The sequence below is a fragment of the Streptomyces sp. NPDC054849 genome, from assembly GCF_053610945.1.
The window spans coordinates 69,092-90,526 of sequence record NZ_JBSGZI010000010.1 but is presented as its reverse complement, the minus strand read 5'-3'; the positions used below and the strand labels follow the sequence as shown (position 1 = coordinate 90,526).

Sequence of the window (21,435 nt, the reverse complement as noted above, 5' to 3'; positions counted from 1 at the left end):
CTTCCACATCCGTCCCCGTTACGCGCTCTTGAACTCCTGGCGCTGACGGCCCAGGCCCTCGATCTCCAGCTCCACGACGTCGCCGGCCCGCAGGTACGGCTTCGGCTCGGCCTGGCCCATGGCCACGCCGGCCGGCGTACCGGTGACGATGACGTCGCCCGGGTACAGCGTCATGAACCGGCTCAGGTACCGGACGACCTCGCCGACCGGGAAGATCTGGTCCGCGGTGTTGCCGTCCTGCTTGAGCTCGCCGTTGACCCACAGCTTCACGTCCAGGGCCTGCGGGTCCGGGATCTCGTCGGCGGTGACCAGCCACGGTCCGAGCGGGGTGAAGGTCTCGCAGTTCTTGCCCTTGTCCCACGTGCCGCCGCGCTCGATCTGGAACTCGCGCTCCGAGACGTCGTTGACCAGGACGTAGCCGCCGACGTGGGCGAGGCCCTCCTCTGCGGACTCCAGGTAGCGGGCGGTGCTGCCGATGACGACCCCGAGCTCGGCCTCCCAGTCGGTCTTCACGCTGCCGCGCGGGATCAGCACGGTGTCGTCGGGGCCGCCCACGGTGTCCGCGGCCTTCAGGAACAGGATCGGCTCGGCCGGCGGCTCCGCGCCGATCTCCGCCGCGTGCCCGAAGTAGTTCAGCCCGATGCCCACGACTTTGCCGATGCGGCCGACCGGCGCGCCGATCCGCAGCCCTTCGGCGCCCAGGACCGGAAGCTCGCCGGACTCTGCCGCGTCCCGCACCCGGGAGAGCACGGAGTCGTCGGCGAGCACGCTGCCGTCCACATCCGTGATCACGCCGGACAGGTCACGCAGGGTCCCGTCCTGGTCGAGCAGCGCAGGGCGCTCCGACCCGACGGGTCCGACACGCAGCAGCTTCATGGGCATTCTCCCGTGGTCGTGGGTGGTCGGCCCATGGGCATGCCCCGGGCCGGACGATGGGTTGCGGCCATCGGAGGATTGGCTGATCCTCCAAGAAGTCCACCCAATCCGCAAGACCCTGTTCACAGACTGGAACGCGCACCTCCGACGGCCTCCCGCTCCGCGCGCTCCTTCTCCTCCGCCCGTTCCTTGCGGTGCTGGAGCCAGATCCGCTCCACGACCGACCACGCGGTGGTGGTCAGCATGTAGAGCCCGGCGGCCAGCGGCATGACGGCAGCCGTGATCAGCGTCGCGAACGACAGCAGGGGCAGTACGCCGCCCAGCTTGCGCATGACCTCCTGCTGCTCGGCGCTCAACTCGGCCACGCCCCCGCCCCGGCCGCCCCGGCCTTGACACCCGACTTGGCCCCGGGCGTGGTCCCGTTCTTCGTCCCGTTCTTCGCCCCGCTCTTCGTCCCGCTCTTCGTCCCGCTCTTCGTCCCGCTCTTCGCCCTGGCCATGGCGTTGGAGCCGGCGCGGCCGACCGGCCCGGCCGGGGCGGACGCAGCCGCACCCGGAGCGGAGGCAGCCGCAGTGGCCGCAGCGGCAGCAGCCACGGCCGCCGCCCTACGCCCCCGCACCGCGCTCCACGTGGCCACCGCCGCAATCGCCCCGAACAGCCCGAGGAACACCAGCCCCTGCGCCCCGAATAGACCGCCGTCCGCCAGCGCGTCGCTCCACCGCGCCCCCAGCGGCGCGGCGAACAACCGGTGCCCGAGGAGCTCACCCCCCGAGGTGAAGGCCCGGTACATCAGGAAGAACACCGGCAACTGCAGTAGTAGCGGCAGCATCCCCGCCACCGGGGTCGCCCCGCGGAAGGCGGCCCGGCTCAGCGGGTACAGAGCGAGCCGTACGAGCACGGTGAACAGCACGATCGCGGCAGCGGTCGCGGACTCGGCCAGCACCGGTTCGAGAAACCGGCCCAGCTCAGCAACAAGATGGGGGAAAACGGACACGTGGGCCCTCCGAAGGGTCTCGTCGAACGTCGAAAGAACTGCATTTCGGCGTGACGACCCGCGAGGGGCGACAACAGTGATCAGTCAGAAGAAGGCGACAAGTCGAGCAGTACTCCTGCGCGCCCCTACGCGGCCGTCGGGACGAGACGGCCGGGCGCCCTGGGCCTCGACCGGCCCGAGGCATCGGGATCACGCTGCGGCAGGAACGCCGTGCGCTGCTCGCGGTCACGGATGGCGGTGCGTATTCGGTGGGGCGGCACGGGCCGCACGAGCCGTGCGGCGGCGGCCAGGGCCTCGGTGCCCACGGCGACGGTCGCGGCGAGGGCGACCACCACGGCGCCCAGCCCCGCCTCCCCGGCGAACAGCCCGAGGACTCCCCCGAGCAGCACCAGCGAGAGCAGCGTCCGCGCGAGCAGGGTGAAGGACGGCGAGGACAGCGAGAACAGCCCGCCACGTCGTTGCCGAGCCATGCAGACCTCCCCCTCTCCTGCTCCCACGCACGAACTCCCGTACGACACTGATCGTAACCGGGCCCGCTGACAAACGGCCGCGACGGCCTCAGCACGACTACTCACGACGACGTGAGGGTCCCCCACACCACCAGGCGGTACTTGGAGCTGTACTCGGGCGTGCAGGTCGTGAGCGTGATGTACGCGCCGGGCTCGCTGTAGCCGTGGTCCGCCTTCACCAGGCTGCGCGGCACGGGCGCGATCACCCCGGTGTCCCGCTCGGTCGTCTGGCTCAAGATCTTCCCGACCACGTACGTGTACCGCCGCCCCCGCACATCGACCACGAGCTCGTCCCCCGCCCGCAGCCGGTTGATGTAGCGGAACGGCTCACCGTGGGTGTTGCGATGCCCGGCCAGCGCGAAGTTCCCCTGCGCCCCGGGCGGTGCGGTCCCCGGGTACTGCCCGGCGTACCCCTTGTCCAGCACCGCCCGCTTGTCGATCCCCTGCGCGACGGGCACGACGAGCCCGAGACGCGGGATGCGCAGGACCGCATACGCCTGGTCCCGCGCCGGCGGCATGGCGGCGGGACGGGGGGGCCGGGAGGCGGCGGGCGGCCCGGGGGTCTCCTCGGGCGGAACACCTGAAACCGCCGGACCGCCGGGATCTACGGGGGCCCCGGAATCGGAGTCGGAGTCGGAGTCGGAGGGCGCAACGGCCCCGGGAACGGATTCACCGCTCCCATCCCCCTCACCGTCCGCACCCCAGGCCCGCTCCAGGGCCTGGACCTGCTCCTGCGCGGCGACCGCGGCCTGCCGATTGGTCCACCACACCTGGTGCACCACCAGCAACAACACCACCACACCCACCGTGACGGTCAGCTCGGCGGCCGCCCACAGCGCCCCCAAGAGACCGGCCCGGCGCGCCCGCCGGCCGCTCCCCTGCACCACCACGCGTACGCGATCTCGCACGGCGGCACCTTAAGACCTCCCCCCTCAACTGACCAGCCGCAGTACGGTGTGAACCATGCGCCCCGACACGCCTGCCGAGCACATCGCCGAAGCCGAGCGCCTCATCCGCACGGCGACCCGCTACCCCGAGGACCAGGAGCCCTTGCTCCTCCAGGCCGCGGCCCATCTCGAACTGGCCGACGCACGCGACCGGGCGAGCGCCCTGTACGACCAGCTCCTCTCCTCCACACCGTCCGACCCCCAGCTGATCAAGGCTTTGCAGGCGGCGAACCTCTGGGAGTACGGCCACGAGGCGGAGGCCCGCGCCCTCATCTCGGGCATCCGCGCCGCCTCCCCGAAGGACCCGGCGCCGTGGGAGGTCATCGCGGAAGCCCTGGAGGCCCACGACGAGTTGGAGGCCTCGCACGACTGCTTCACGGAGGCGGCGACCCTGCTCATCGCGGAGGACGACCCGCTCACCCCGGCCACCACCGCCCTCCTGACGGGCCGCCACCGCGTACGCCGCCTCCTCGGGCGCCCGCACGACGACTGGGACATGGTGGCCGACACCCGCCACATCGGCCCGATCCCCCTCGACGAACTCCACGACCCGAAGCGCATCTGGGCCCTGGGCTCCGACGACCCGACCGAACTGCGCGCCGAGATCGCCCGCCTGCGCGCCGAACTGGGCGACCGCCGCGCGGCCCTCTCCCGCCCCTTCCCGGTGGCGATCCTCCACTGGCCTGCGCGCGAGCTGGCGGAACTCCTCACGTCGTACCCCACCCTCGCCTCGGAGTACCCGTCGCACGAGGTCCACCTGAGGCAGATCGAAACCTCCCTCCGCGCCCTCGCCGCCTCGGGCACCACGAACCTCGGCATCGTCACGGCGAGCGTCCCGTCGTACGAGGCCTTCGCAGCCTCCGAGAAAACCTCCCCGGCCTCCCCCAGCCTCCTGGCCGAATACGCCACGACCCTGGCAGCCCGCGGCAAGGCCACCCCGTGGCCCCCCACCCCCACCACGCCCTGCTGGTGCACCTCGGGCAAGCCGTATGCGGAGTGCCACGGCGCGACACCCGATTTCGATCACGGCCAGCCGTGATCCGATTGGCAAGCGATCACCGGTGCCAGACATTCGCCGACTTGAAAGAAGGTCAGCGCAGTGAGGTTCTCGCCTCCAGCCGGAGCATGCGGACGAGATGGTCGAGCTCCGGCTCCGTAAGCGAGTCGACGTCGAGAAAGGCCGTCAGACGAAGAAGCCGCATGAGGCTCTCTCGAAAAATGGCGCGCGACGTCACGGCACCGTCACCGGTACGTTCGGCGTCCCGTTGGCCTCTTACCACAGCACGGACGAGTGCCGGTGATGCAGCGACGGACCCACGTCTGGTCATGACCTGGTCTATGTCCGATTCCCCCAGAACAGGCAGAAGACGATAGGGCTCCGGAGCTTGAGGCTCATGCAGAACATGAGCACGCGTCCAGAGCCGGGCCAGAGCGTGGCGCGTGAGATCCATGCCCTTGAATCGGTCGGCCTGGTACTTCCCGTCCGGCTTGGCCTGCCACCGCCAGACGCAAACGTCGGGAAGCAGCACCAGTGCAAGGAAGGCCCATACCTGACGCTGTGCGGCCTCTCCGGGCACCATGAGGCTCTGCTCATGGAGGATCCTTGCGGTCTGTTGGTCGAATGAATTGCGCTGCGCACTACTTGGCGCATCGGGGAAACCTTCGTCTTGAGCTGCTGCCAAGATCGCACGGCGAAGGCCGTCGAGTTCGTCCCGGGTAACCCGCCTACCGCCGGTGGCTGCGAAGACCGAGCGCGGAGAATGGGTGGCGACCATCTTTTGATGAGCTCCGACATCGTGGTTGTGCAGCTCCGCAAATAGCCTGTTGGCCTCTCCTGGCAACAACCTCGGGTACAGAACGCTCACCGAACCGCCTCTCGAGGGAAGCCGACACCCTTATGTACATATGCACGAAATCGCGAGGGGTCCCCCCTGCGCTCATCTCGGAGCCGCTTGATCGCCATCGCAGGTGTTTCCGTGGGGTTGGCGAGATATATTCGCACTAGAGATCGAACGAGGCCGGCCATCGTCAACTCCTCCTCCGACTCCGCCGCAGTCTGATCTTCGTCGAAGGCCTCGTCGTCCAGAGCCCGCCCGACGAGGTCCGTCACGACGTCGATGCCCAAGGTGTCCCACAGCAACGCCGTGGCCTCGCCGTCGTGGGATTCGAGAGCCCTCTGAATCGCTGCGTTGTCCGTGTTGAGAAGTACGAGCAGGCTGCCCATCGCGGCTTGCTGCCAGTCTCCGCCGTCCATGCTGACGTACCAGGCTGCGCCGTGCGGAAGCCCGGCTTCCGTGAAGGAGACAGGCGCGGTGGGAAGCAATCCGGCTGTCCCCTCCAGGTGGACCCTGACCTGGTCGTTCCACAGAATCGAGCCCGCCCGGCGCGGAACGAAGGGCTGGTCCGTATGAACGTCTTCGGCGAGCTCGAGGAGGGTCTCGATGGTGACGACGCCGCCCAAGTCCCCACCCGACGCAGCCACCTCGATGACGGTGACGTTCTGTTGACTGTGCGCGGGCAACTCTCTCTGAAAGGCCGGGTAGCGAAGTCGGGACGAGGACGGCCAGTACCGAACGCATAGTCGCAGCGGAGCGCTTTCAGGAAGGCCGCAGTCCTCACGGATTCCCGCAAGGTCCAGGTGCACCACGCGGGCCAGGTGAAGATCCGTGCTGTAGTCCCATGCAGGCAGGACGGCCGAGAGGGGTTGGCCGGTCGCCCCGCCGGTCCGCCAGGCTTCTGCCTCGATACGGTTCAACGGCCGCCGGTACGGCCACGCCTGCACACTCATACCTGGCCCGTCACGTTGATGTCGAGAACCGCGTCGGGGACGGCGTTCACGATGAGCTCTACCTCCACGAGACCCTCGGAGTGGTACAGAACTGCACCTGGAACGATGCATCCCGTCGCCAACCGCCAGCCGTGAACGCTCGGCTGGATCGCCCCCTTCGGGGCAGAGTTCTCGGTGATGCCTTCACCGGTCACAACCTTGGTGTGGCCTTCATTGCGACCCGAACCGTGCAACCTGACCCGCTGAACCAGAACGGGTCGCCCATCAAGGACCTCGAAGCGCGGCGAGGAGATCAGGGTCGGCCTGCGAGTGGCGGTCGTACGAGACCGCACGCCGCTCGGCGTGCCACCCGCGATCGGGGTACTGGCTGCATCCCCTCCATGAGCGCTCTCCCCTGGCTGCCAACCAGGCCATGCATCTTCGTTCTCCCCGGTGGCCGGCGTCTCCGCCGTCGGAGGCTCCGGCCTGGTGGACGTTCCCGGACGGGGAGCGACGTCGATAACGGCCGTACCCGTGCCTCCAGGGCCTGCAAGCAAGTGTCCCAGCCGCTGAGCGACCGAACCTACGGAATAGTCACCGATCTTGAACGCCTTCTTGGCCGTGGCGCCGCTGATGGCGTCACAACGCTCTTTAAGCCTTCGCCCGAGGGTTCGCACGAACGTCGCCTCATGCCCCTTCAGCTGCTGATAGGCCCAAGCGTCGTGCGTGGGTGGCTCAGAACGCGCAAAAACGGGATCGAGTTCTTCGGAGACCCTGAAGACGCCCGCATACCCCACGTTGGGATTGGGGCGTTCTGGGCCTTCGTAGTATCTGGTCACGAGCTCCGGCCCCCGGATCAAGCAGACATGATGAGGCGCTCCCTCGATGCCCAGATCACGGGCCGCGGGCGACGTCACTGTCGCCGCATAGGTGAACTCGTAAGCGAAGTCGCCCAGCTCCTTCTGCGGCCGAAGACAACTGAGTACCTCGCCTCGCCCCATGACCGTCTTACGGTAGGCATCGGCGAAGAAGGCCAGCGTCGGATCCGTTGCAGGACTCGGCACCTCGATCTCGACACCATTCGCCGTGACTGCCACGGACATGCGGGCTTCTCGTTCTTCCAGCATGATCGGCCAGAGATTCCAGGCGGCTGCGTCGGCCAGGTAGGTGCCTGCCTCGTTGGTGTTCATCTCCTCAGGCGACTCGGTGTCCGGCAGCGTCGGATCGGTCAGGTCGGGATCGACGATGACCACTGTCGTGCCCGTATCCTCCGCACTGAACGTCGGAAGGCCGAGACGTCGGGCCATATCGTCCGCGGCCGCATCCTGTAGCGGCTCGCAATGGTCGGACCCCGACTCGCCCCACCAATGACGGCCGGTGAAGCGTGCGCCGCCATGCCAGAACGCCTTGCGGATCGCCGCCCCGATGAAACGCGACTGCAGCACTCCGTCCTCACGTCGGAACCGTGTGTACACGAATGTGCAGCCCACCTTGGATGTCAGGAAGAAGGCCCCCTTGCCGTAGCCGAAGGTTCCGCCCGTCGCACTCTGCTGCTGTTCTCCATCTCGGTCGCCGCTGTTCAAGACGAAGCGAAGCCATTCCCGCCGCATGCTGTAACCGGCGTCCGAGCGGGTGGGCCCTCCTAGCCCTTTGGTCCCTCGGTCCGAGACCGCGAGATAGCGAATAGAGGAAGCCTGTGAAAGCCTCCTGAACGCCCCGCCGACATCACCTGTCTGCGGTATACCCTCAGCGAACAGCCGCCGCCACTCTCCGATATGCGCAGCACCGACGCTGCTCAGATCGAGGCGGAATCGCACGACGGCCTGGTCACGGCACCTGGCGTCCCACGAGTTCTGTGCGGCTTCGCGTACCAAAATCGTTAGACGAGACAGTTGCGGCCGACCCAGTTGGCCAAGCAGCCCGTCGGCGGTGATGCCGCCGTCCGCGCGAAACGGCTGGGAGTACCAGGTGTAGGAATTCAAAATTCGGACGCCAGTCGGTCGAGAGCGACGATTCGGTCTGCTCTGGCGGGAACGTTGTCAAGGTCGACGAGATACTCGACACCACTGACACCGGTAGGCGCGGCACCCTTGATGAAGCCTTCTGGAACTATTCTGGGAAATGCTTCATCCACCTCATACCAGCGTTCGTCAGTCGACTCGAAGCGAGTGTCCGTCACAGCGGCATCGACCTCCGCCGTGATGCCGAGAGCAACGAGCCGTGCGTCCAACACGTCCACTGCCGCGGCCTTGTCGCGACAAGAGTCGATGAGGTCGCGAATCGATCTGCCCACCGACCCAGAGGAGATCACAACGCGGAACCATGCGAGATGAAGGGTCCCTGTCGTGGGGACTTCCAACTGGTCGACACCATGGATTCGAACAATTCGACCACCGGACGATGTGGTCGCCTTGACTTCGATCGCATGATGCGTGCTGCGAAAATCCTGAGCGCACCCGGTCGGCCCCTGCCACGCCGCCACAGCAGTAGGTCGCACAACCAGCAGTCGCTCCAAAACCGTGAGTTCAGCGAAGAGCCCAGCGAGGCGCGGCACCGTCCAGTGACCCGGCTGCCCCCCAAGCAGGAGACGCCAGAAGTTCAGGGTCTGAGCGATGCGGAATGGCGCGCCTTGCGGCTCCGCGGCGACTCTGGCACACACATCGGCGACGAGTCCGGTGAAGACGCCTGCGAGGTCCCGACGCCGGCAGACGAGGTCGGCGAACCGGACCGGCATGTCGTCCACGAGCAAGACCCTGCTGGCAAGGTGCACGCCCGCGCTACGCCGGTCGTCGTCCAGCCGATCGGTCCGCGAGATGGGAACGAGCAGATGCCTCATGCCTTCGGCATCACGACCAAGCCTGACAGACCCGTAAGGTGTGGCGATCTGCAGCTCGGCAGACACCATGAGGGCAGGGGCGGATCGAGACTCATCGTCCAGCCGGGCCCATAGAAGCTCCAGCGTCTCTCTGAATCGGGCGGTGGCCGAGGATATCTCGGGTGGCATGGTCACGCGTTACCCTCTGTGTCGCCGTCGAGGTCTTGTTCGAGCACGGACACGTCCTCGGAGTCGTCCTCCCCGGCCGACGGGAAGACTTGGCGTAGATCTGCTGCCACGTAGTCGTATTCGACCGCCGCGTCTCCCCGGCTGGGTCGGGGGAAGACCAGCGCAGCCCCCCAGACGACATCGCCAGGCGCGTCGAGCGGGGCGCGGCCTGTGATCCTCGTCATCTCGCCGTTCCGGCTGCGCACCGGTACTTCAGACCTGGCATCGATCGGATAAAGGAGGACGAGGCCTCGCTCTGGCTGCTGCTGGACTCTCAACTCCTGCAGTCTGCTTCGGTTCACCGCCCCCTCCCCTTGAGGGAGCTGTAGGTCCAGTGCCTCATCTCGCGAGCCGGTGAGCGTCTTGATGTCGGCGACGTCATCGGAGGAAGTCCCGGTGATACGGGTACGGGTGACCGGGGCGACGACTACGCCGCCCGCAAGTGAGAGTGGTGTGGAATCGGCACCAACGGCGTTTCCTATGACACCGACGTTCCAGGACGACAGTGCGCCCTGCTCGTTACGCCGCTTGATGTACTCCCTCATCAGATCCGCAGAGGCCTCGACCGACTTGGGGTGAAATTCATAGGACCCGATGAAGTCGAGCACATGGTCGATCGGAACCTCGCGCCACAAGGCGCGGCCGGCCTTCACTGTCCGGTCGGCCCGACCGATGCTGGAAGCGGCGTTGAGAAGACCGAGGACGGCTTCCGAATTTCTCGCATGCCACTTCGACGCATCATCGACGGGCCGACATGGGAAGTAGTGCGATTCAATGAGTTGCCCACCGTAGGAAGCCGCTGTGCGAACCGCCGCGCCGGCCTTGGACGGAGCTGTCACTCTCATCTTCGGGTGGCACCGGATGCGGACGGCCAGTTCAAGGGGGGACTTATGTTCCGTGAGGTACCGATCGATCTCCTTGCGCATCTCCTCCTCCACCGTGGCCAGGTGCGTGAACCAGCGTCGGGTCTCGGCTGGCATGAAGATCCTGGGCAGGTCCGCATAGCCAGGCCGGTAGCCGAACCAGCGCCCCATCTGAAGGAGAGTGTCGTACACATTCGAGGACCGCACGAAGAAACTGACGACGAGTCCTTCGAGAGTGAGCCCACGCGAGAGGGTGTTGCCGCCGACCGCGATGACGTTCACCGGCCCTGATTCGTAATCGAGCCGATCATTACTCCGGTAGTGGTCCATCACGATCTTGGTCGTCTCCACAACGCCTGCCAAGTACCCAATCGCCGCCTCGAAGCCTCCGGCGAGGATGTCGAAGCCGGCAGGATCAACCCGTGCAGCCTCGTCTTCCCAGAGCAGTCGAAGTTCCTCGAGCAGCTCGGGGTCTGCTTCTGCGAGACCGAGAACCACATCCTCCCTCAACGCACTGAGGGGGGCGCCATAAGAGTCGTGGACACGAGTGTCGGAGTGTGCGTGGACGAGCATGGAGGAATGTTGGTCCTGCTGCCCGCGCGAATGTCGGACGGCGGTGGCCAGCCAGAACCAGAGTACTGCTCGACGAAGGGACTCGGTGATGACGGGCGTGAACCCTGCGACGGCCGACTGCCTCTTGGGGCGCAGGTCATCCAGTTCCGTGTCCCGAATCGTCCGGATCAGGTCGAGTCCGCCCGGCACCTCTGCCGGGTCCTCCCCGTCAAGAGGGTGGCGACCGAACAGAGTCTCCGGCCCCTGATATCCCTCGCCTCGCGGCAGGCTCAGGATGAAATCCCGCGGGTAGAAGTCCTCGTGGTCGCGAGGGTCGGTCAGTAGGTTGGCGAATGGCGTCGCCGTGTATCCCACGTAGCAAGACTTCGGCAGTCGCGTGATGACATCCCTGATGAGGGGGTTGATGCGACGGGTGGCCAGTGTGGCCTGGTCCGCCTCGTCGTCAATGATCAACGTCGGACAATTGCCAAGTTGCTCCTGTGCCTGCTCGAGCCAGTCACGCAGCTTCCGGAGGACGACAGCGTTCTTCTTGACAACCAGCAGAAGCGTCTGATCCTTCGAGGCCAGGAACGACTGAGCGTTCGGCGGCGGGACGAAGTCACGCTCCGTGCTTGTGATCTGATGCCACGACGGCTTATTGAGGGTCACAACGTCACGAATGAGCCGTGCCTGCGTCTGACGCCGCAGGGCGTTGTGGATCCCCGATAGGACGATGAACATCCGGTAGCCCCGGTCTGCGGCCTTGCAGACGACTCCGGTGAAGTTACTCGTCTTTCCTGATTGCACGTGCCCTACGACAAGACCCCGCGACCGAAAGGCGGGAGTCGCCGGATGATCAAGCATCGCGACGACTCGCGTTGACGCCTCATCTATCTTCTGTGTGGAGTCCGGCCCGAGCGAGCGACGGAGGATGCCTTCGAATGCAGGCCAGTTCTTGTCGTCAGGCCGAGGTCCCGTGTACCAGGGAAGAGCGTTCTCACGTCCCAGTGCGAGCGGCTCCCTCAGGCTGGCGATCCGAGTGGTCTCGACGTCATGCCGCCGGAGAAGCTCTTCGATCACGTGGTCGGGAACGAACAAATCTCGCAGTTCCTGCGTCACCTGATGAGGGAGTGCCGTGTCCAGCCTGGTCTGAAAAATCTTCCACGCCGCCTCGATGCGCGGATCTTCCATGATCGCTCCTGATGCCCTGAGCCGACGCACGTCCGGACAACCACGATCCGACTCGACGAAGACTGGTTCGTGATCACACGATAATGAGGAAGACCCCGCGGCGGTACCGAATCATCGTGATCGTCCCCGCTCGGCGGCCTCCGCCATCTCGACCACGCGACGGCCATACGTCTCTATGACTCGTCTCACCGCCACCTGGATCTCTTCGTGCTCCCAAATGCGCAGAACCTCCCAGCCGGCATCCGCAAGCAGACGGTCCGTCTCCGCGTCGCGTGCGCGGTTCACTCGCACCTTGTCCGCCCAGTATCCGGCGTTCGTCTTGGCCCGGGTGTGGTGTTCAGGGCACCCGTGCCAGAAGCAGCCGTCGAGGAAGACCGCGAGTCGGACCCGCGTGAAGACCAGGTCGGCCGTGCGTCGGACGGTGGGCAAGGGTCGAGCGGACACCCGATACCGAAGCCCTGCCGCGTGCACGGAACGCCGGAGCTCGAGCTCAGGTCTCGTGTCACGGCCCTTGTTGGCACGCATGCTGCGACGCACGCCCTCGCTCGACGCCCATGAAGCGCCGGCATCAGCTGAGTTCATACGAACCCGCTCACCCACTGAAGCCTCCCTCCCCGGCCGAATCGTCGCTCGCACCACACCCGCGGGCGCCCCTCAGGACAGGTGTTCGCCGATGTGTCGGGCCAAAGCCTCGGCCATTTCCACCGGCACCGCGTTTCCGATCTGCCGACCGATCTCCGCCTTCTTTCCGCACCACTTGAACTCATCCGGAAATCCCTGAATTCGCGCCGCCTCGTAATGAGTGATGGCGCGGTCCTCCACGGGATGCAGATAACGCCCCTTCTCGGGCTTCCAGAATTCGGTGCGGATCGTCACAGACGGCTTCTCCCACCGAAGTCGTCCCATCACATCCCCAGCACCCCCACGGAATCCCTGCCAGCAGGGTGCTTGAAGTTCGAAGGGAATGTCGTGGCGATTTCCACCCGGAGGAATGGCTTCGAACCTTTTGCGCGAGAGATCGATATAATTTCGAGTGATGTGCATTTCCTGAGCCGAATAGGTCCCAGGAACCACCCCACCGAATACCTTGAACTCTCGCCCTACCGGAAGTTCCACGTGTCCTTCCGGCACAGTCGCTTCGATGTCACCGATAGCGTCCTTCACCGTGCGCCAAGCAGCCTCCGTCACCTGCACACCGGGCAAGAAAATCTGATCGATGTCTTTACGGGTACCGATGATGATCGTGCGCTTCCGCAGCTGCGTGGACCCGAAATCGGTCGCACGGAGCACCGCCGCATCGATCTGATAATTCTCGAGGAGCTTCCCGGGCTTCAGCTCGTCCCTGAGGGACTGGAATTGGTGAGTCTTGAAGAAGCGATCCACGTTCTCCATGAGAAACGCCTTCGGTTGAACCTTGTGCAAGGTCTCCACATAGCGCTTCCAGAGGTCATTACGCTCATCATCATCACGCTTGGAACCGAGGTTCGAGAAACCCTGGCAAGGCGGACCACCGGTGACCACATCGGCCTCAGGGAGATCACCTTCTACCCATTTCGCAATATCCCCCTGGAAGATGTGATCTTCACCGAAATTCGCAGCATACGTCGCCGCTGCCGCTCGATCCAGCTCCACGGCAGCCACAGGCCGGAAAAACCCGGACCTGCGAAAACCTTCAGAGATTCCACCACAGCCGGCAAAGAGATCGATGACTCGGTACGGCGCCACCACATCCGACGAATTGTGAGGACTCGCCACTCCTAATCGACCTCCGATGAATTCCCTGCCGCAGGAATCTGGTCTACCAATAACGGATAATAATGATGCAACAGTCTACCGGATCGACTCCAGCTCCGGCTACCCTGCCATCCGATCGAACTAACCCGCCGGCCACACCGGTTGCCGAGATCAACCCCTGAGCCCGGCATCGACGTCAGCGACCTCCGACCGACGCAGATCTCCCTGTTTTCCCTACCCGTCCGACCATGGCGGCAGAACGTGGTCGGCCGAAGGCCAGTGCTCGAGAATCTACTTGTAAAATAAACGCGCTCCGATCCCGAAAATCCTCATAGAGAGCTCGTGGACCGCATCGCAACCCAAGGCGGCTCGCCGGCCGGGGCCGAAGATGGGAACGCAAGCTTAGGGCGCACTGGCGGTGTGGGGCTTACTCGCGCCGAAAGTCTAGGGACTGCCGAGGCGAGACGCACCGGTGTGCCCCTACGCCGCATCCACCTCGGCCTCCTGGTGAGTCTTGTCGTTCGCAGGCTGCCCCGTACACTCCCCGGCGTCAGGGACAGCTGACCGCATAGCAGTCCACCCCACGGCTAAGACTCATTCATCCGGTGACGGGAGCAAACCGCAGGTATCCGGGCTCAGCGCCCTTCGTCCCCGCGCTCAGGAGTGTTTCCACTAGGGTGCCATCCGACGCACCGGGGCGAGGCACCCCCCAGGCCGAATCCCGTAAGCGGTGGCGTCCCTGCGACAGTGCGGCTCCGGGCTCCTAGGATGGGGATGGTTCGCCGTTGTCGCCAGGGTGTCAGGGGGCGTGATGGGGCAGGACGGGGCGCTCAGGCTTCGTATGGTGCGGGTGTTTCCTGCGGCGCCCGGGGTGGTCTTCCAGGCCCTGACCGATCCCGTGGAGCTCGCGAAGTGGTGGGGGCCCGACGGGTTCGTCATCCCTCGGTTGGAGAGTGATCTGCGGCCCGGTGGGGTCTATCGGATCGAGATGCGGCCGCCCGAGGGGGCTTCGTTCTTCCTCACCGGCGAGTTTCTGGACGTGGACCCTCCCGCCCTGCTGTCGTACACCTTCCGTTGGGAGGATCCTGACCCGGCGGACCGGGAGACGACCGTGACCCTGGAGCTGTACGGCGACGGCCCAGGCTCCACGCGGCTCGTGTTCGTGCAGGGCGACTTCGCCACCGAGGGGCGGCTCGCCCTGCACGACGAGGGATGGACCCAGGGCTTCGACAAGCTCGAGGGCCTGCTGAGGGGCGACTGAAAGCCGCCGAGGAGCACGCTGAGAGGCAGCAGCCGAGGGGCAGCCCGAGGCCTGAGGGACGCCTGACAGGCCGCGGAGGGCCTGGAGGGAGCCCCCGAGGCTGAGGGACGCCTGACACAGGCCGCGGAGGGCCTGGGGGCAGCCCGAGGCCTGGGGGACGGCTTATGGACCGCCGGCGGGGAAGCCGAGCGCTGCGCTGCGACCGACGGGCCGCGGAAGGCGGGCGGGGCGGCCGAGGCTAGCGGTCCGCCGCCGCGTAGGCGGCCGCGGCCATCGTGCCCGCCGCGGTGAAGACCGCCGGCCAGGGGCCGACCCTCTTCGCCAGGGGGTGCGATCCGGCGAATGCGGCGATGTAGGCCGCGCCGAGCAGGGCCGTGGTCGTCGGCGACGTGCGGCGGTGCCATTCGCGGGCCGCCAGGGCGCCGGCGGCCGCGAGGCCCACGCCGCCGAGCGGCCGCTTTCCGGTCCAGCGGGCGGCGGCGTAGCCGCCGACCAGGCCGCCTGCCGCTACTGCCGAGGTGGGGATCTGCGCCATCGTGGGGGCCTCCAGCCGTTCGAACGTCACCGTTCGAGGCTAGCGGGCGCGGCGGGCGAAGCGACGCGCGGCCGCCACGCCCAGTACGACGACCGCTCCGCCGAGGACACCGGGCGGGACGGTGTCCTGTACGGCGCGGGGGAGCACGGACATGACCCCCAGGATGATGAAGAACGCCACCGCGCAACCCCCGACGGCGACCAGGATCCGGGTGAGGAGGGTGTGCGGCACGCTGGGCTCCGGTGGGGTCGTTCGACATCGCGCTGTACTGGTTCAACGACTGGGTCAACTACTGGTGCAACGACCAGCTCAACGCCGGGCCGGGCGCCGCCGATACGGGCCGTCCGCGGCACCGTACGGAAGTCGGATTTGTCGCACACCCTCCGGATCCGCGGACCTGCCCTCCAGGGAACCTCACGGGCGTAGATTCCCTCTTCGAGAGGGGCGATACGAACGAAGCCGCCCAAGCCGGCCCAAGGAGCTGCAAACGTGATCTGTTATGGACCGGCCGTCCTGGACCTGGCGGACGAACTGGCCGACGCCTACAGCGAGGTGTTCTCCGCGCCACCGTGGAACGAAGACGAAGAAACCATTCGCCTCTTCACCGCCAGGCTGCAGGCCGACAGCCGCCGCACCGGATTCCGGACCGCCTTCGCGCAGACGGCCGTCGGCATCGAGGGATTCGCCACCGCCTGGCTGACGCCCAAGACCTTCCCCACGGACCGGGCGTACGGGCAGGTCACCGCCCAGCTCGGCCGTCAGCGCGTACGGGAACTGCTCATCGGCGCGCTGGAGATCGACGAACTCGCCGTCCGCCCGCACGCCCGCGGACACGGCACCGGGCGCACCCTGCTCGCCGAGATCACCGCCGACGCCCCCGACGCGCGCGCCTGGCTGCTCACCGCCCGCGTGGCCACCGACACCGTCGCCACCTACCGCCGGCTCGGCTGGCACGAGGTCACCCCGCTGCCCGGCACGCAGAACGGCGTCGTCGTCTTCCTCGCCCCGAACCACCCCTCGGCCTGAGCATCGGGCGGCCGCCATCGGGCATACCCGGGGCATGATCACTCGTATCGCCCAGCGCCAGCTGAACCTGGCCACGTACCACCAGCTCACGCAGGCCGGGATCCCGGCCGCCACCATCAGCGGCCGCAGTCGCCGGGGAGGGCCCTGGCAGCGGCTCCTGCCACGGGTCTACCTGTTGCAGACCGGGCCACCGGACGGCAGGCAGCGTGCCCTGTCCGCCGTCCTGTACGCCGCCCACCCCGCAGCCGATCCGCTCTCCGGAACGACGGCCGCGCTCACGGGCGGCGCGGCCCTCGCGCTCCTGGGCATCCGCGACGCCCCTCCCGAGCCGCTCGACGTCCTCGTCCGCGCCCCGCGCTCGGTGACGCCCGCCGGCCAGGTCCGGCCCCGCTCGACCGCCCGCTGGCCCGCGACGATCCACCTCTCCGGCGTCCCCGGCACCCGCCCGGTCCGGGCCGCCGCGGACTTCGCGGCGCGCACCGACGACCCGGATCTGGTGCGCTCCGTACTGGCGAACGTCGTCCAGGGCGGCTGGTGCCACCCTCACGACCTGCACGCCGAACTCCGGGCCGGCCGGATCGTCAACCGCCCCGCCGCCCGCTCCGCGGCCGCGGAGCTGGTCGCCGGCGTCCGCTCGATCGCCGAGGGCCGCGCACGCGACACCCTGTCGTCCACGGACCTCCCCGCCCCCCTCTGGAACGCCCGCCTCTACGGCCCGGACGGCGCCTTCCTCGCCAGCCCGGACGCGTACTGGCCCGAGGAGGGCGTGGCACTGGAGATCGACTCCGCCGAGTACCACTACACGCGCGACTCCTGGCAGGCCACCCTGCGGCGGCGGCTGCGCCTGGAGTCCCGCGGCGTCCTCGTCGCCAGTACGACGCCGGGGATCCTGCGCGACGGACCGGCCGAGGTGATCGCAGCCCTGCGCGCACTGCTCGCCGTGGGAGCGGCCCGCCCCGCGCCGCCGGGCGTCACCGCCCGCGGGCACGCCCAGCTGGAGCTGCCGCTGCCCGCCGCCTACGCCCCGAAGGCGCGGGACACCGTGTAGATCAGCAGGCCCGCCAGGGCGCCGACCACCGTGCCGTTGATCCGGATGAACTGCAGGTCACGGCCGATGTGGGCCTCGATCTTGCGGGAGGTGTGCTCGGCGTCCCAGGCCGCCACCGTGTCCGTGATCAGCGAGGTGATCTCACGCCGGTAGGTGGTGACCACGTACACGACCGCGCCCTCGATCCAGCCCTCCAGTTTCGCCTGCAGACGGCCGTCGGTGGCCAGGCGCGCGCCCAGGGAGATCAGCGAGGCGCGGACCCGCAGGCGCAGCTCGCTCTGCTCGTCCTCCGCCGCCGAGATGATCATCGATCGGATCGCCGACCAGGCGGAGGCGATGACGTCCTGGACCTCGTCGCGCGCGAGGATCTCGGACTTGAGGCGCTCCACCTTCGCGCGCGTGTCCGTGTCCGTCTGCAGGTCGGCCGCGAAGTCCGTCAGGAAGCGGTCCAGCGCCCCGCGCGCCGGGTGCTGGGGCATGTCCCGCATCTCGGTGACGAACCGGAGCAGCTCCTTGTAGACGCGCTCGCCCACCTTGCGGTCCACGAACCGCGGGGTCCAGCCGGGGGCCCCGCCCTGGACCGCCTCCGTGATCGACTCCCCGTGCGTGACCAGCCAGTCGTGCGCCTTGGCGCACATGAGGTCGACGGCCCGGTGGTGGCCGCCGTCCGCGACGACCCGCTCCAGGGTCTTGCCGATGCCGGGCGCGATCTCGGCGCTCTCGGCGCGCCGGGTGATGGCCTCCCCGACGACGGCCTGCACGTCGGAGTCGCGCAGTACGGTCAGGGCTCCGCGCAGGGCGGTCGCCAGCTCGGCCGTGACCCGGTCGGCGTGCGCGGGCTCGGCCAGCCAGGCGCCGAGGCGGCCGCCGATGCCGAGGGCGTGGAGCCGGGCCTTGACCACGTCGGAGGAGAGGAAGTTCTCCCCGACGAACTCCCCCAGCGTGACGCCGAGCTGATCCTTCTTGGTCGGGATGATCGCGGTGTGCGGGATGGGCAGGCCCAGGGGCCGCCGGAAGAGGGCGGTGACGGCGAACCAGTCCGCGAGCGCGCCGACCATGCCGGCCTCGGCCGCGGCGGCGACGTACGCGGCCCAGCCGCCCGCACCCCAGGCGTGCTGGGCGTACTTGGCCAGTACGTAGACCAGAGCGACCAGGATCAGCAGACCGGTCGCGGTGGTTTTCATCCGCCGGACGCCGCGGCGGCGCTCCTCGTCGGCGGGGCTGAACACGAACGCTCCGCGGGCGGGGTGCGGTACGGGTGGCGGTTGCGGTGGCTGCGGTGGGGCGGTGCCTCCGGCTGTGCTGCGGTTCTCCACGTGCTCCTGCCTTCCCCCGGGGGCGCCGGTTTTGTCTGCATAGCATCCGACTCCCGGGAGGCGCGAGGAGTTCCCGCCACGCCATGTCGCTCCCGCGGGGGTGGCGATTCGGGTACCCCCGCAAGCCGTGCGCAAGCCCTGCGCGGCCCGGCCACCCATACCGTGCCGCTCCCGCGCCGGGGTCGGGGTCGGGGGACCGAAGCCCTGACCTTGCGGCTCACGCCCGCGGCCCGAGCCACCGCCGGCCGAGCCCCGGGCCGGCGCGGCCCGCCCCCCAGCCTGAGCTACCGCCGGGCCGAAGCCCGGAGCCACGGCTACGCCCGCAGGCGGAGGCGCTGCGCGGCCCCAGCCGCCCGGACCGTGCCGCTCCAGCGCCAAGGCCGGAGCCAGGGCCAGGGCCAAGGCCAGGGGCCAGGGCCAGGGCCAGGGCCAGGGGCCAGGGGCCAGGGGCCAGGGCCAGGGCCAGGGCCAAGGCCAGGGGCCAGGGCCAGGGCCAGGGGCCAGGGGCCAGGGCCGGGAACCGAAGTCCTGGCCCCACGGTCACGCCCCGCGGCCCGAGCTGCCGACGGGCCCAAGCCCCGGGGCCGCAGGGCCCGACACCCCGGGCCGGAGGCGCTGCGCGGCCCGGGCCCGGTCCGACAACTCCGTGGGTCGGAGTACCCGACGCCCCACGCTCAGCGGGTGAGGCGCCGCCCGGCTCAGCCCCGGCCGAAGCCGGGCCGGAGTACCTGCCGTTTCACGTCCCCGGCCCGCGGTGCCGCTCGTGCCATCGGGCCGGCCCGATGCAGCGACCGAGCCGAAGCCGCCGGGCCCGGAAGGCTCGTCACCTCATTGCCCCGCGCCGAGGCGCCGCGCTCCACCACCCCGGCGGGCCCGGACCCCGACGCCACCGGCCCCTCAGGCCGACGCGTCGCACCGCCCTTAGGGCGTGTCTTTCGGACCTTGCCGGGCCCGCGCTAGAGCTCCTTGTGGAAGGAGGTGCCGCCCAAGGGGGGTTTCGGGTGTTTGACCTTGACTTCCACGCCGCCCCAGAAGGCGAAGCCCGTCACGACCACCCGCGGGGCGCCCGGCTGGGGCGGGCCCGGGCTGTCGCGCTGGTCGAAGGCGCCCATGAAGCCGAAGCCCCGTACGTCCAGCTCCACACCCGGCGGCACCGTGATCTCGATGCCGCCCATGATCGCGACGCAGTTGATCACCACCTCGCGCTCCGCGAAGTCCGCCTCGCGCAGGTCCAGCTCACCGCCGCCCCAGAACGCCACCGCGTTGAACCGGGCCGGCACCGTCCACCGGCCCCTGCGCTGGAACCCCGACATCACCGCGACGGCCGTCGCGGACGTTCCCGCCCCGCCGATCCGGCCCCGCCACGGCGTGGCCGCCGACCCGGCGACCGCCGCGGGCCGGCCGGCCGGCCCGGTGGGGGTCGGCAGGTCCCGCGTCAGCGGTTCCAGTTCCGCGTACGTCCGGGACTTGTACGCCGCCTCCAGCCGCTCCTCGAATTCCTCCATGTCGAGCCGGCCCTCGGCGACGGCGTCACGAAGACGTTCCACCACCCGCTCCCGGTCGGCATCCGACGCCCTCAGCTCCGGCAACGGCTTCTCCGGCCGCTCGTCACTCATACGCCCCAGACTATGCAGTGTTCCCGGGGAGTTGTACGAGTCGGTCCCTGAGATAGCCCCGGGTTTCCCCTGATCCGGTCCCCGCCAACCGACCGGCCAACCGACCGGCCAACCGCCCGACCAGGCGGACGGGCGGAGCGGCGGACGGGTGGACGGTCGGACGGGCATCCCGCGGGCGGCCTCAGCCCCTCCCCGCGTACATCCGCGCGATCACGTCCTCGATGTCCGGCTCCCGCACCGACAGGTCCACCAGCGGGTACTGCGCCGCCACGGCCGCCACCAGCGGCGCCGCCGACGCCCCCGCCGGGAACGCCAGCCACTGCCGCGGCCCGTCCACCTTCACCACCCGCGCCCCCTCCACACTGATCGGCGCCAGCTCCCGCTCGAGGTCCACCACCAGCGTCCGCTCGCTCTCCCCCACCGACCCCGCCGTGTGCAGCCCGCCCAGCGCCCCGTCGTACATCAGCCGCCCGTGGTCGATCACCATCACCCGCTCACACAACTGCTCGATGTCCTGCAGGTCGTGCGTCGTCAGCAGCACCGTCGTCCCGCGCTCCTCGTTCAACTGCCGCAGGAAGCCCCGTACCTTCGCCTTGCTCACCACGTCCAGCCCGATCGTCGGCTCGTCCAGGTACAGCACCTCCGGATCGTGCAGCAGCGCCGCCGCGATGTCCCCGCGCATCCGCTGCCCGAGCGACAGCTGCCGTACCGGGACGTCGAGCAGCTCGGCCAGGTCCAGCCGCTCCACGCAGCGCTCCAGGTTCTCCTCGAACCGCGCCCGCGGCACCCGGTACATCCGCCGCATCAGCCCGTACGAGTCCTTCAGCGGCAGGTCCCACCACAGCGTGGTGCGCTGCCCGAAGACCACCCCGATCCGGTGCGCGAGACGCATCCGCTCCCGCGCCGGGTCGATGCCCGCGACCCGCAGCCGTCCCCCGCTCGGCGTCAGGATCCCGGTCAGCATCTTGATCGTGGTCGACTTCCCGGCGCCGTTGGGACCGATGTAGCCGACCATCTCCCCCCGAGCGACCTCGAAGCTGATCCCGTCAACCGCCCTGACCTCGCGTTTCTCCCGGCGCATCAAGCTGACCCGGCGCCGTACGTCGAAGACCTTCTCGACCCCGTCCAGCGAGATCAGCGCATCTGTCACAGCCACA

The 21,435-nt window shown here is 68.5% G+C and carries 21 protein-coding genes; 4 read left to right on the top strand and 17 right to left on the bottom strand.

What is annotated here, in order from left to right; all coding sequences use genetic code 11:
- Window positions 1–18 precede the first annotated feature (18 nt).
- From ACWGIF_RS07405 to ACWGIF_RS07385, 5 genes are all read right to left on the bottom strand, one after another.
- Window positions 19–876, bottom strand: a complete 858-nt coding sequence (locus ACWGIF_RS07405) for a fumarylacetoacetate hydrolase family protein (RefSeq protein ID WP_453492399.1) — start codon at window positions 874–876, stop codon at window positions 19–21.
- 122 nt (window positions 877–998) lie between these two features.
- Window positions 999–1,241: a hypothetical protein gene (locus ACWGIF_RS07400; protein WP_453492396.1), complete on the bottom strand. Its 243-nt coding sequence runs from the start codon at window positions 1,239–1,241 to the stop codon at window positions 999–1,001.
- Window positions 1,229–1,870, bottom strand: coding sequence for a hypothetical protein (locus tag ACWGIF_RS07395; protein ID WP_453492393.1), 642 nt, complete (start codon window positions 1,868–1,870; stop codon window positions 1,229–1,231). The genes ACWGIF_RS07400 and ACWGIF_RS07395 overlap by 13 nt, the downstream gene beginning before the upstream one ends.
- A gap of 125 nt (window positions 1,871–1,995) precedes the next feature.
- Window positions 1,996–2,340, bottom strand: a complete 345-nt coding sequence (locus ACWGIF_RS07390) for a DUF6412 domain-containing protein (protein ID WP_453492390.1) — start codon at window positions 2,338–2,340, stop codon at window positions 1,996–1,998.
- 101 nt (window positions 2,341–2,441) lie between these two features.
- Window positions 2,442–3,287 carry a class E sortase gene (locus ACWGIF_RS07385; protein WP_453492387.1) on the bottom strand — a complete coding sequence of 282 codons (846 nt, stop codon included), beginning with the start codon at window positions 3,285–3,287 and terminating at the stop codon, window positions 2,442–2,444.
- A gap of 55 nt (window positions 3,288–3,342) precedes the next feature.
- Here ACWGIF_RS07385 and ACWGIF_RS07380 point away from each other — a divergent pair, with 55 nt between their 5' ends.
- Window positions 3,343–4,365 carry a tetratricopeptide repeat protein gene (locus ACWGIF_RS07380; protein ID WP_453492384.1) on the top strand — a complete coding sequence of 341 codons (1,023 nt, stop codon included), beginning with the start codon at window positions 3,343–3,345 and terminating at the stop codon, window positions 4,363–4,365.
- A 52-nt stretch (window positions 4,366–4,417) separates the two neighbouring features.
- Here ACWGIF_RS07380 and ACWGIF_RS07375 read toward each other — a convergent pair whose 3' ends face one another.
- From ACWGIF_RS07375 to ACWGIF_RS07345, 7 genes are all read right to left on the bottom strand, one after another.
- Window positions 4,418–5,191, bottom strand: coding sequence for a DUF6339 family protein (locus tag ACWGIF_RS07375; protein ID WP_453492382.1), 774 nt, complete (start codon window positions 5,189–5,191; stop codon window positions 4,418–4,420).
- Window positions 5,188–6,081: a hypothetical protein gene (locus tag ACWGIF_RS07370; RefSeq protein ID WP_453492379.1), complete on the bottom strand. Its 894-nt coding sequence runs from the start codon at window positions 6,079–6,081 to the stop codon at window positions 5,188–5,190. Before ACWGIF_RS07370 ends, ACWGIF_RS07375 begins: the two co-directional genes overlap by 4 nt.
- Before the next feature lie 29 nt (window positions 6,082–6,110).
- Window positions 6,111–8,075, bottom strand: a complete 1,965-nt coding sequence (locus ACWGIF_RS07365; RefSeq protein WP_453492376.1) for a hypothetical protein — start codon at window positions 8,073–8,075, stop codon at window positions 6,111–6,113.
- Window positions 8,072–9,097, bottom strand: a complete 1,026-nt coding sequence (locus ACWGIF_RS07360) for a PD-(D/E)XK motif protein (protein WP_453492483.1) — start codon at window positions 9,095–9,097, stop codon at window positions 8,072–8,074. The genes ACWGIF_RS07365 and ACWGIF_RS07360 overlap by 4 nt, the downstream gene beginning before the upstream one ends.
- 2 nt (window positions 9,098–9,099) lie before the next feature.
- Window positions 9,100–11,742 carry a Z1 domain-containing protein gene (locus ACWGIF_RS07355; RefSeq protein ID WP_453492373.1) on the bottom strand — a complete coding sequence of 881 codons (2,643 nt, stop codon included), beginning with the start codon at window positions 11,740–11,742 and terminating at the stop codon, window positions 9,100–9,102.
- Between the two features lie 111 nt (window positions 11,743–11,853).
- The gene (locus tag ACWGIF_RS07350; protein WP_453492370.1) at window positions 11,854–12,267 is read right to left on the bottom strand and encodes a very short patch repair endonuclease; all 414 of its coding nucleotides are present in this window, start codon (window positions 12,265–12,267) and stop codon (window positions 11,854–11,856) included.
- A 129-nt stretch (window positions 12,268–12,396) separates the two neighbouring features.
- Window positions 12,397–13,470, bottom strand: a complete 1,074-nt coding sequence (locus ACWGIF_RS07345) for a DNA cytosine methyltransferase (protein ID WP_453492367.1) — start codon at window positions 13,468–13,470, stop codon at window positions 12,397–12,399.
- Between the two features lie 817 nt (window positions 13,471–14,287).
- Here ACWGIF_RS07345 and ACWGIF_RS07340 point away from each other — a divergent pair.
- Window positions 14,288–14,737, top strand: coding sequence for an SRPBCC family protein (locus ACWGIF_RS07340; RefSeq protein ID WP_453492364.1), 450 nt, complete (start codon window positions 14,288–14,290; stop codon window positions 14,735–14,737).
- A 238-nt stretch (window positions 14,738–14,975) separates the two neighbouring features.
- On the opposite strand, the gene ACWGIF_RS07335 is transcribed toward ACWGIF_RS07340, so the two are convergent.
- Together ACWGIF_RS07335 and ACWGIF_RS07330 are read right to left on the bottom strand one after the other, a co-directional pair.
- A complete protein-coding gene (locus tag ACWGIF_RS07335; protein ID WP_453492480.1) occupies window positions 14,976–15,272 on the bottom strand; it encodes a hypothetical protein in 297 nt (98 codons plus the stop codon).
- 39 nt (window positions 15,273–15,311) lie between these two features.
- The gene (locus ACWGIF_RS07330; RefSeq protein ID WP_453492361.1) at window positions 15,312–15,503 is read right to left on the bottom strand and encodes a hypothetical protein; all 192 of its coding nucleotides are present in this window, start codon (window positions 15,501–15,503) and stop codon (window positions 15,312–15,314) included.
- Window positions 15,504–15,761: 258 nt separating this feature from the next.
- On the opposite strand from ACWGIF_RS07330, the gene ACWGIF_RS07325 reads away from it, so the two are divergent.
- Both ACWGIF_RS07325 and ACWGIF_RS07320 read left to right on the top strand, forming a co-directional pair.
- Complete coding sequence (locus ACWGIF_RS07325) at window positions 15,762–16,298, top strand: GNAT family N-acetyltransferase (RefSeq protein WP_453492358.1); 537 nt, start codon at window positions 15,762–15,764, stop codon at window positions 16,296–16,298.
- A 34-nt stretch (window positions 16,299–16,332) separates the two neighbouring features.
- Window positions 16,333–17,346, top strand: coding sequence for a hypothetical protein (locus ACWGIF_RS07320; protein WP_453492355.1), 1,014 nt, complete (start codon window positions 16,333–16,335; stop codon window positions 17,344–17,346).
- On the opposite strand, the gene ACWGIF_RS07315 is transcribed toward ACWGIF_RS07320, so the two are convergent.
- The 3 genes from ACWGIF_RS07315 to ACWGIF_RS07305 all read right to left on the bottom strand — a co-directional run bounded on the left by ACWGIF_RS07315 (window position 17,316) and on the right by ACWGIF_RS07305 (window position 21,434).
- Window positions 17,316–18,821, bottom strand: a complete 1,506-nt coding sequence (locus ACWGIF_RS07315; RefSeq protein WP_453492352.1) for a DUF445 domain-containing protein — start codon at window positions 18,819–18,821, stop codon at window positions 17,316–17,318. The two genes, ACWGIF_RS07320 and ACWGIF_RS07315, sit on opposite strands and share 31 nt — an antisense overlap.
- Before the next feature lie 797 nt (window positions 18,822–19,618).
- A complete protein-coding gene (locus ACWGIF_RS07310) occupies window positions 19,619–20,278 on the bottom strand; it encodes a DUF1707 SHOCT-like domain-containing protein (protein ID WP_453492349.1) in 660 nt (219 codons plus the stop codon).
- A 181-nt stretch (window positions 20,279–20,459) separates the two neighbouring features.
- Window positions 20,460–21,434, bottom strand: a complete 975-nt coding sequence (locus ACWGIF_RS07305) for an ABC transporter ATP-binding protein (protein WP_453492346.1) — start codon at window positions 21,432–21,434, stop codon at window positions 20,460–20,462.
- Between the last annotated feature and the right edge of the window lies 1 nt (window position 21,435).

Bases quoted from the DNA above. Each gene is read 5' to 3' on its own strand.
- ACWGIF_RS07315 (WP_453492352.1), bottom strand. From the start codon at position 18,821: ATGGGTGGCCGGGCCGCGCAGGGCTTGCGCACGGCTTGCGGGGGTACC.
- ACWGIF_RS07405 (WP_453492399.1), bottom strand. From the start codon at position 876: ATGAAGCTGCTGCGTGTCGGACCCGTCGGGTCGGAGCGCCCTGCGCTG.
- ACWGIF_RS07340 (WP_453492364.1), top strand. From the start codon at position 14,288: ATGGGGCAGGACGGGGCGCTCAGGCTTCGTATGGTGCGGGTGTTTCCT.
- ACWGIF_RS07310 (WP_453492349.1), bottom strand. From the start codon at position 20,278: ATGAGTGACGAGCGGCCGGAGAAGCCGTTGCCGGAGCTGAGGGCGTCG.
- ACWGIF_RS07350 (WP_453492370.1), bottom strand. From the start codon at position 12,267: ATGCGTGCCAACAAGGGCCGTGACACGAGACCTGAGCTCGAGCTCCGG.
- ACWGIF_RS07390 (WP_453492390.1), bottom strand. From the start codon at position 2,340: ATGGCTCGGCAACGACGTGGCGGGCTGTTCTCGCTGTCCTCGCCGTCC.
- ACWGIF_RS07355 (WP_453492373.1), bottom strand. From the start codon at position 11,742: ATGGAAGATCCGCGCATCGAGGCGGCGTGGAAGATTTTTCAGACCAGG.
- ACWGIF_RS07320 (WP_453492355.1), top strand. From the start codon at position 16,333: ATGATCACTCGTATCGCCCAGCGCCAGCTGAACCTGGCCACGTACCAC.
- ACWGIF_RS07360 (WP_453492483.1), bottom strand. From the start codon at position 9,097: ATGCCACCCGAGATATCCTCGGCCACCGCCCGATTCAGAGAGACGCTG.
- ACWGIF_RS07380 (WP_453492384.1), top strand. From the start codon at position 3,343: ATGCGCCCCGACACGCCTGCCGAGCACATCGCCGAAGCCGAGCGCCTC.
- ACWGIF_RS07335 (WP_453492480.1), bottom strand. From the start codon at position 15,272: ATGGCGCAGATCCCCACCTCGGCAGTAGCGGCAGGCGGCCTGGTCGGC.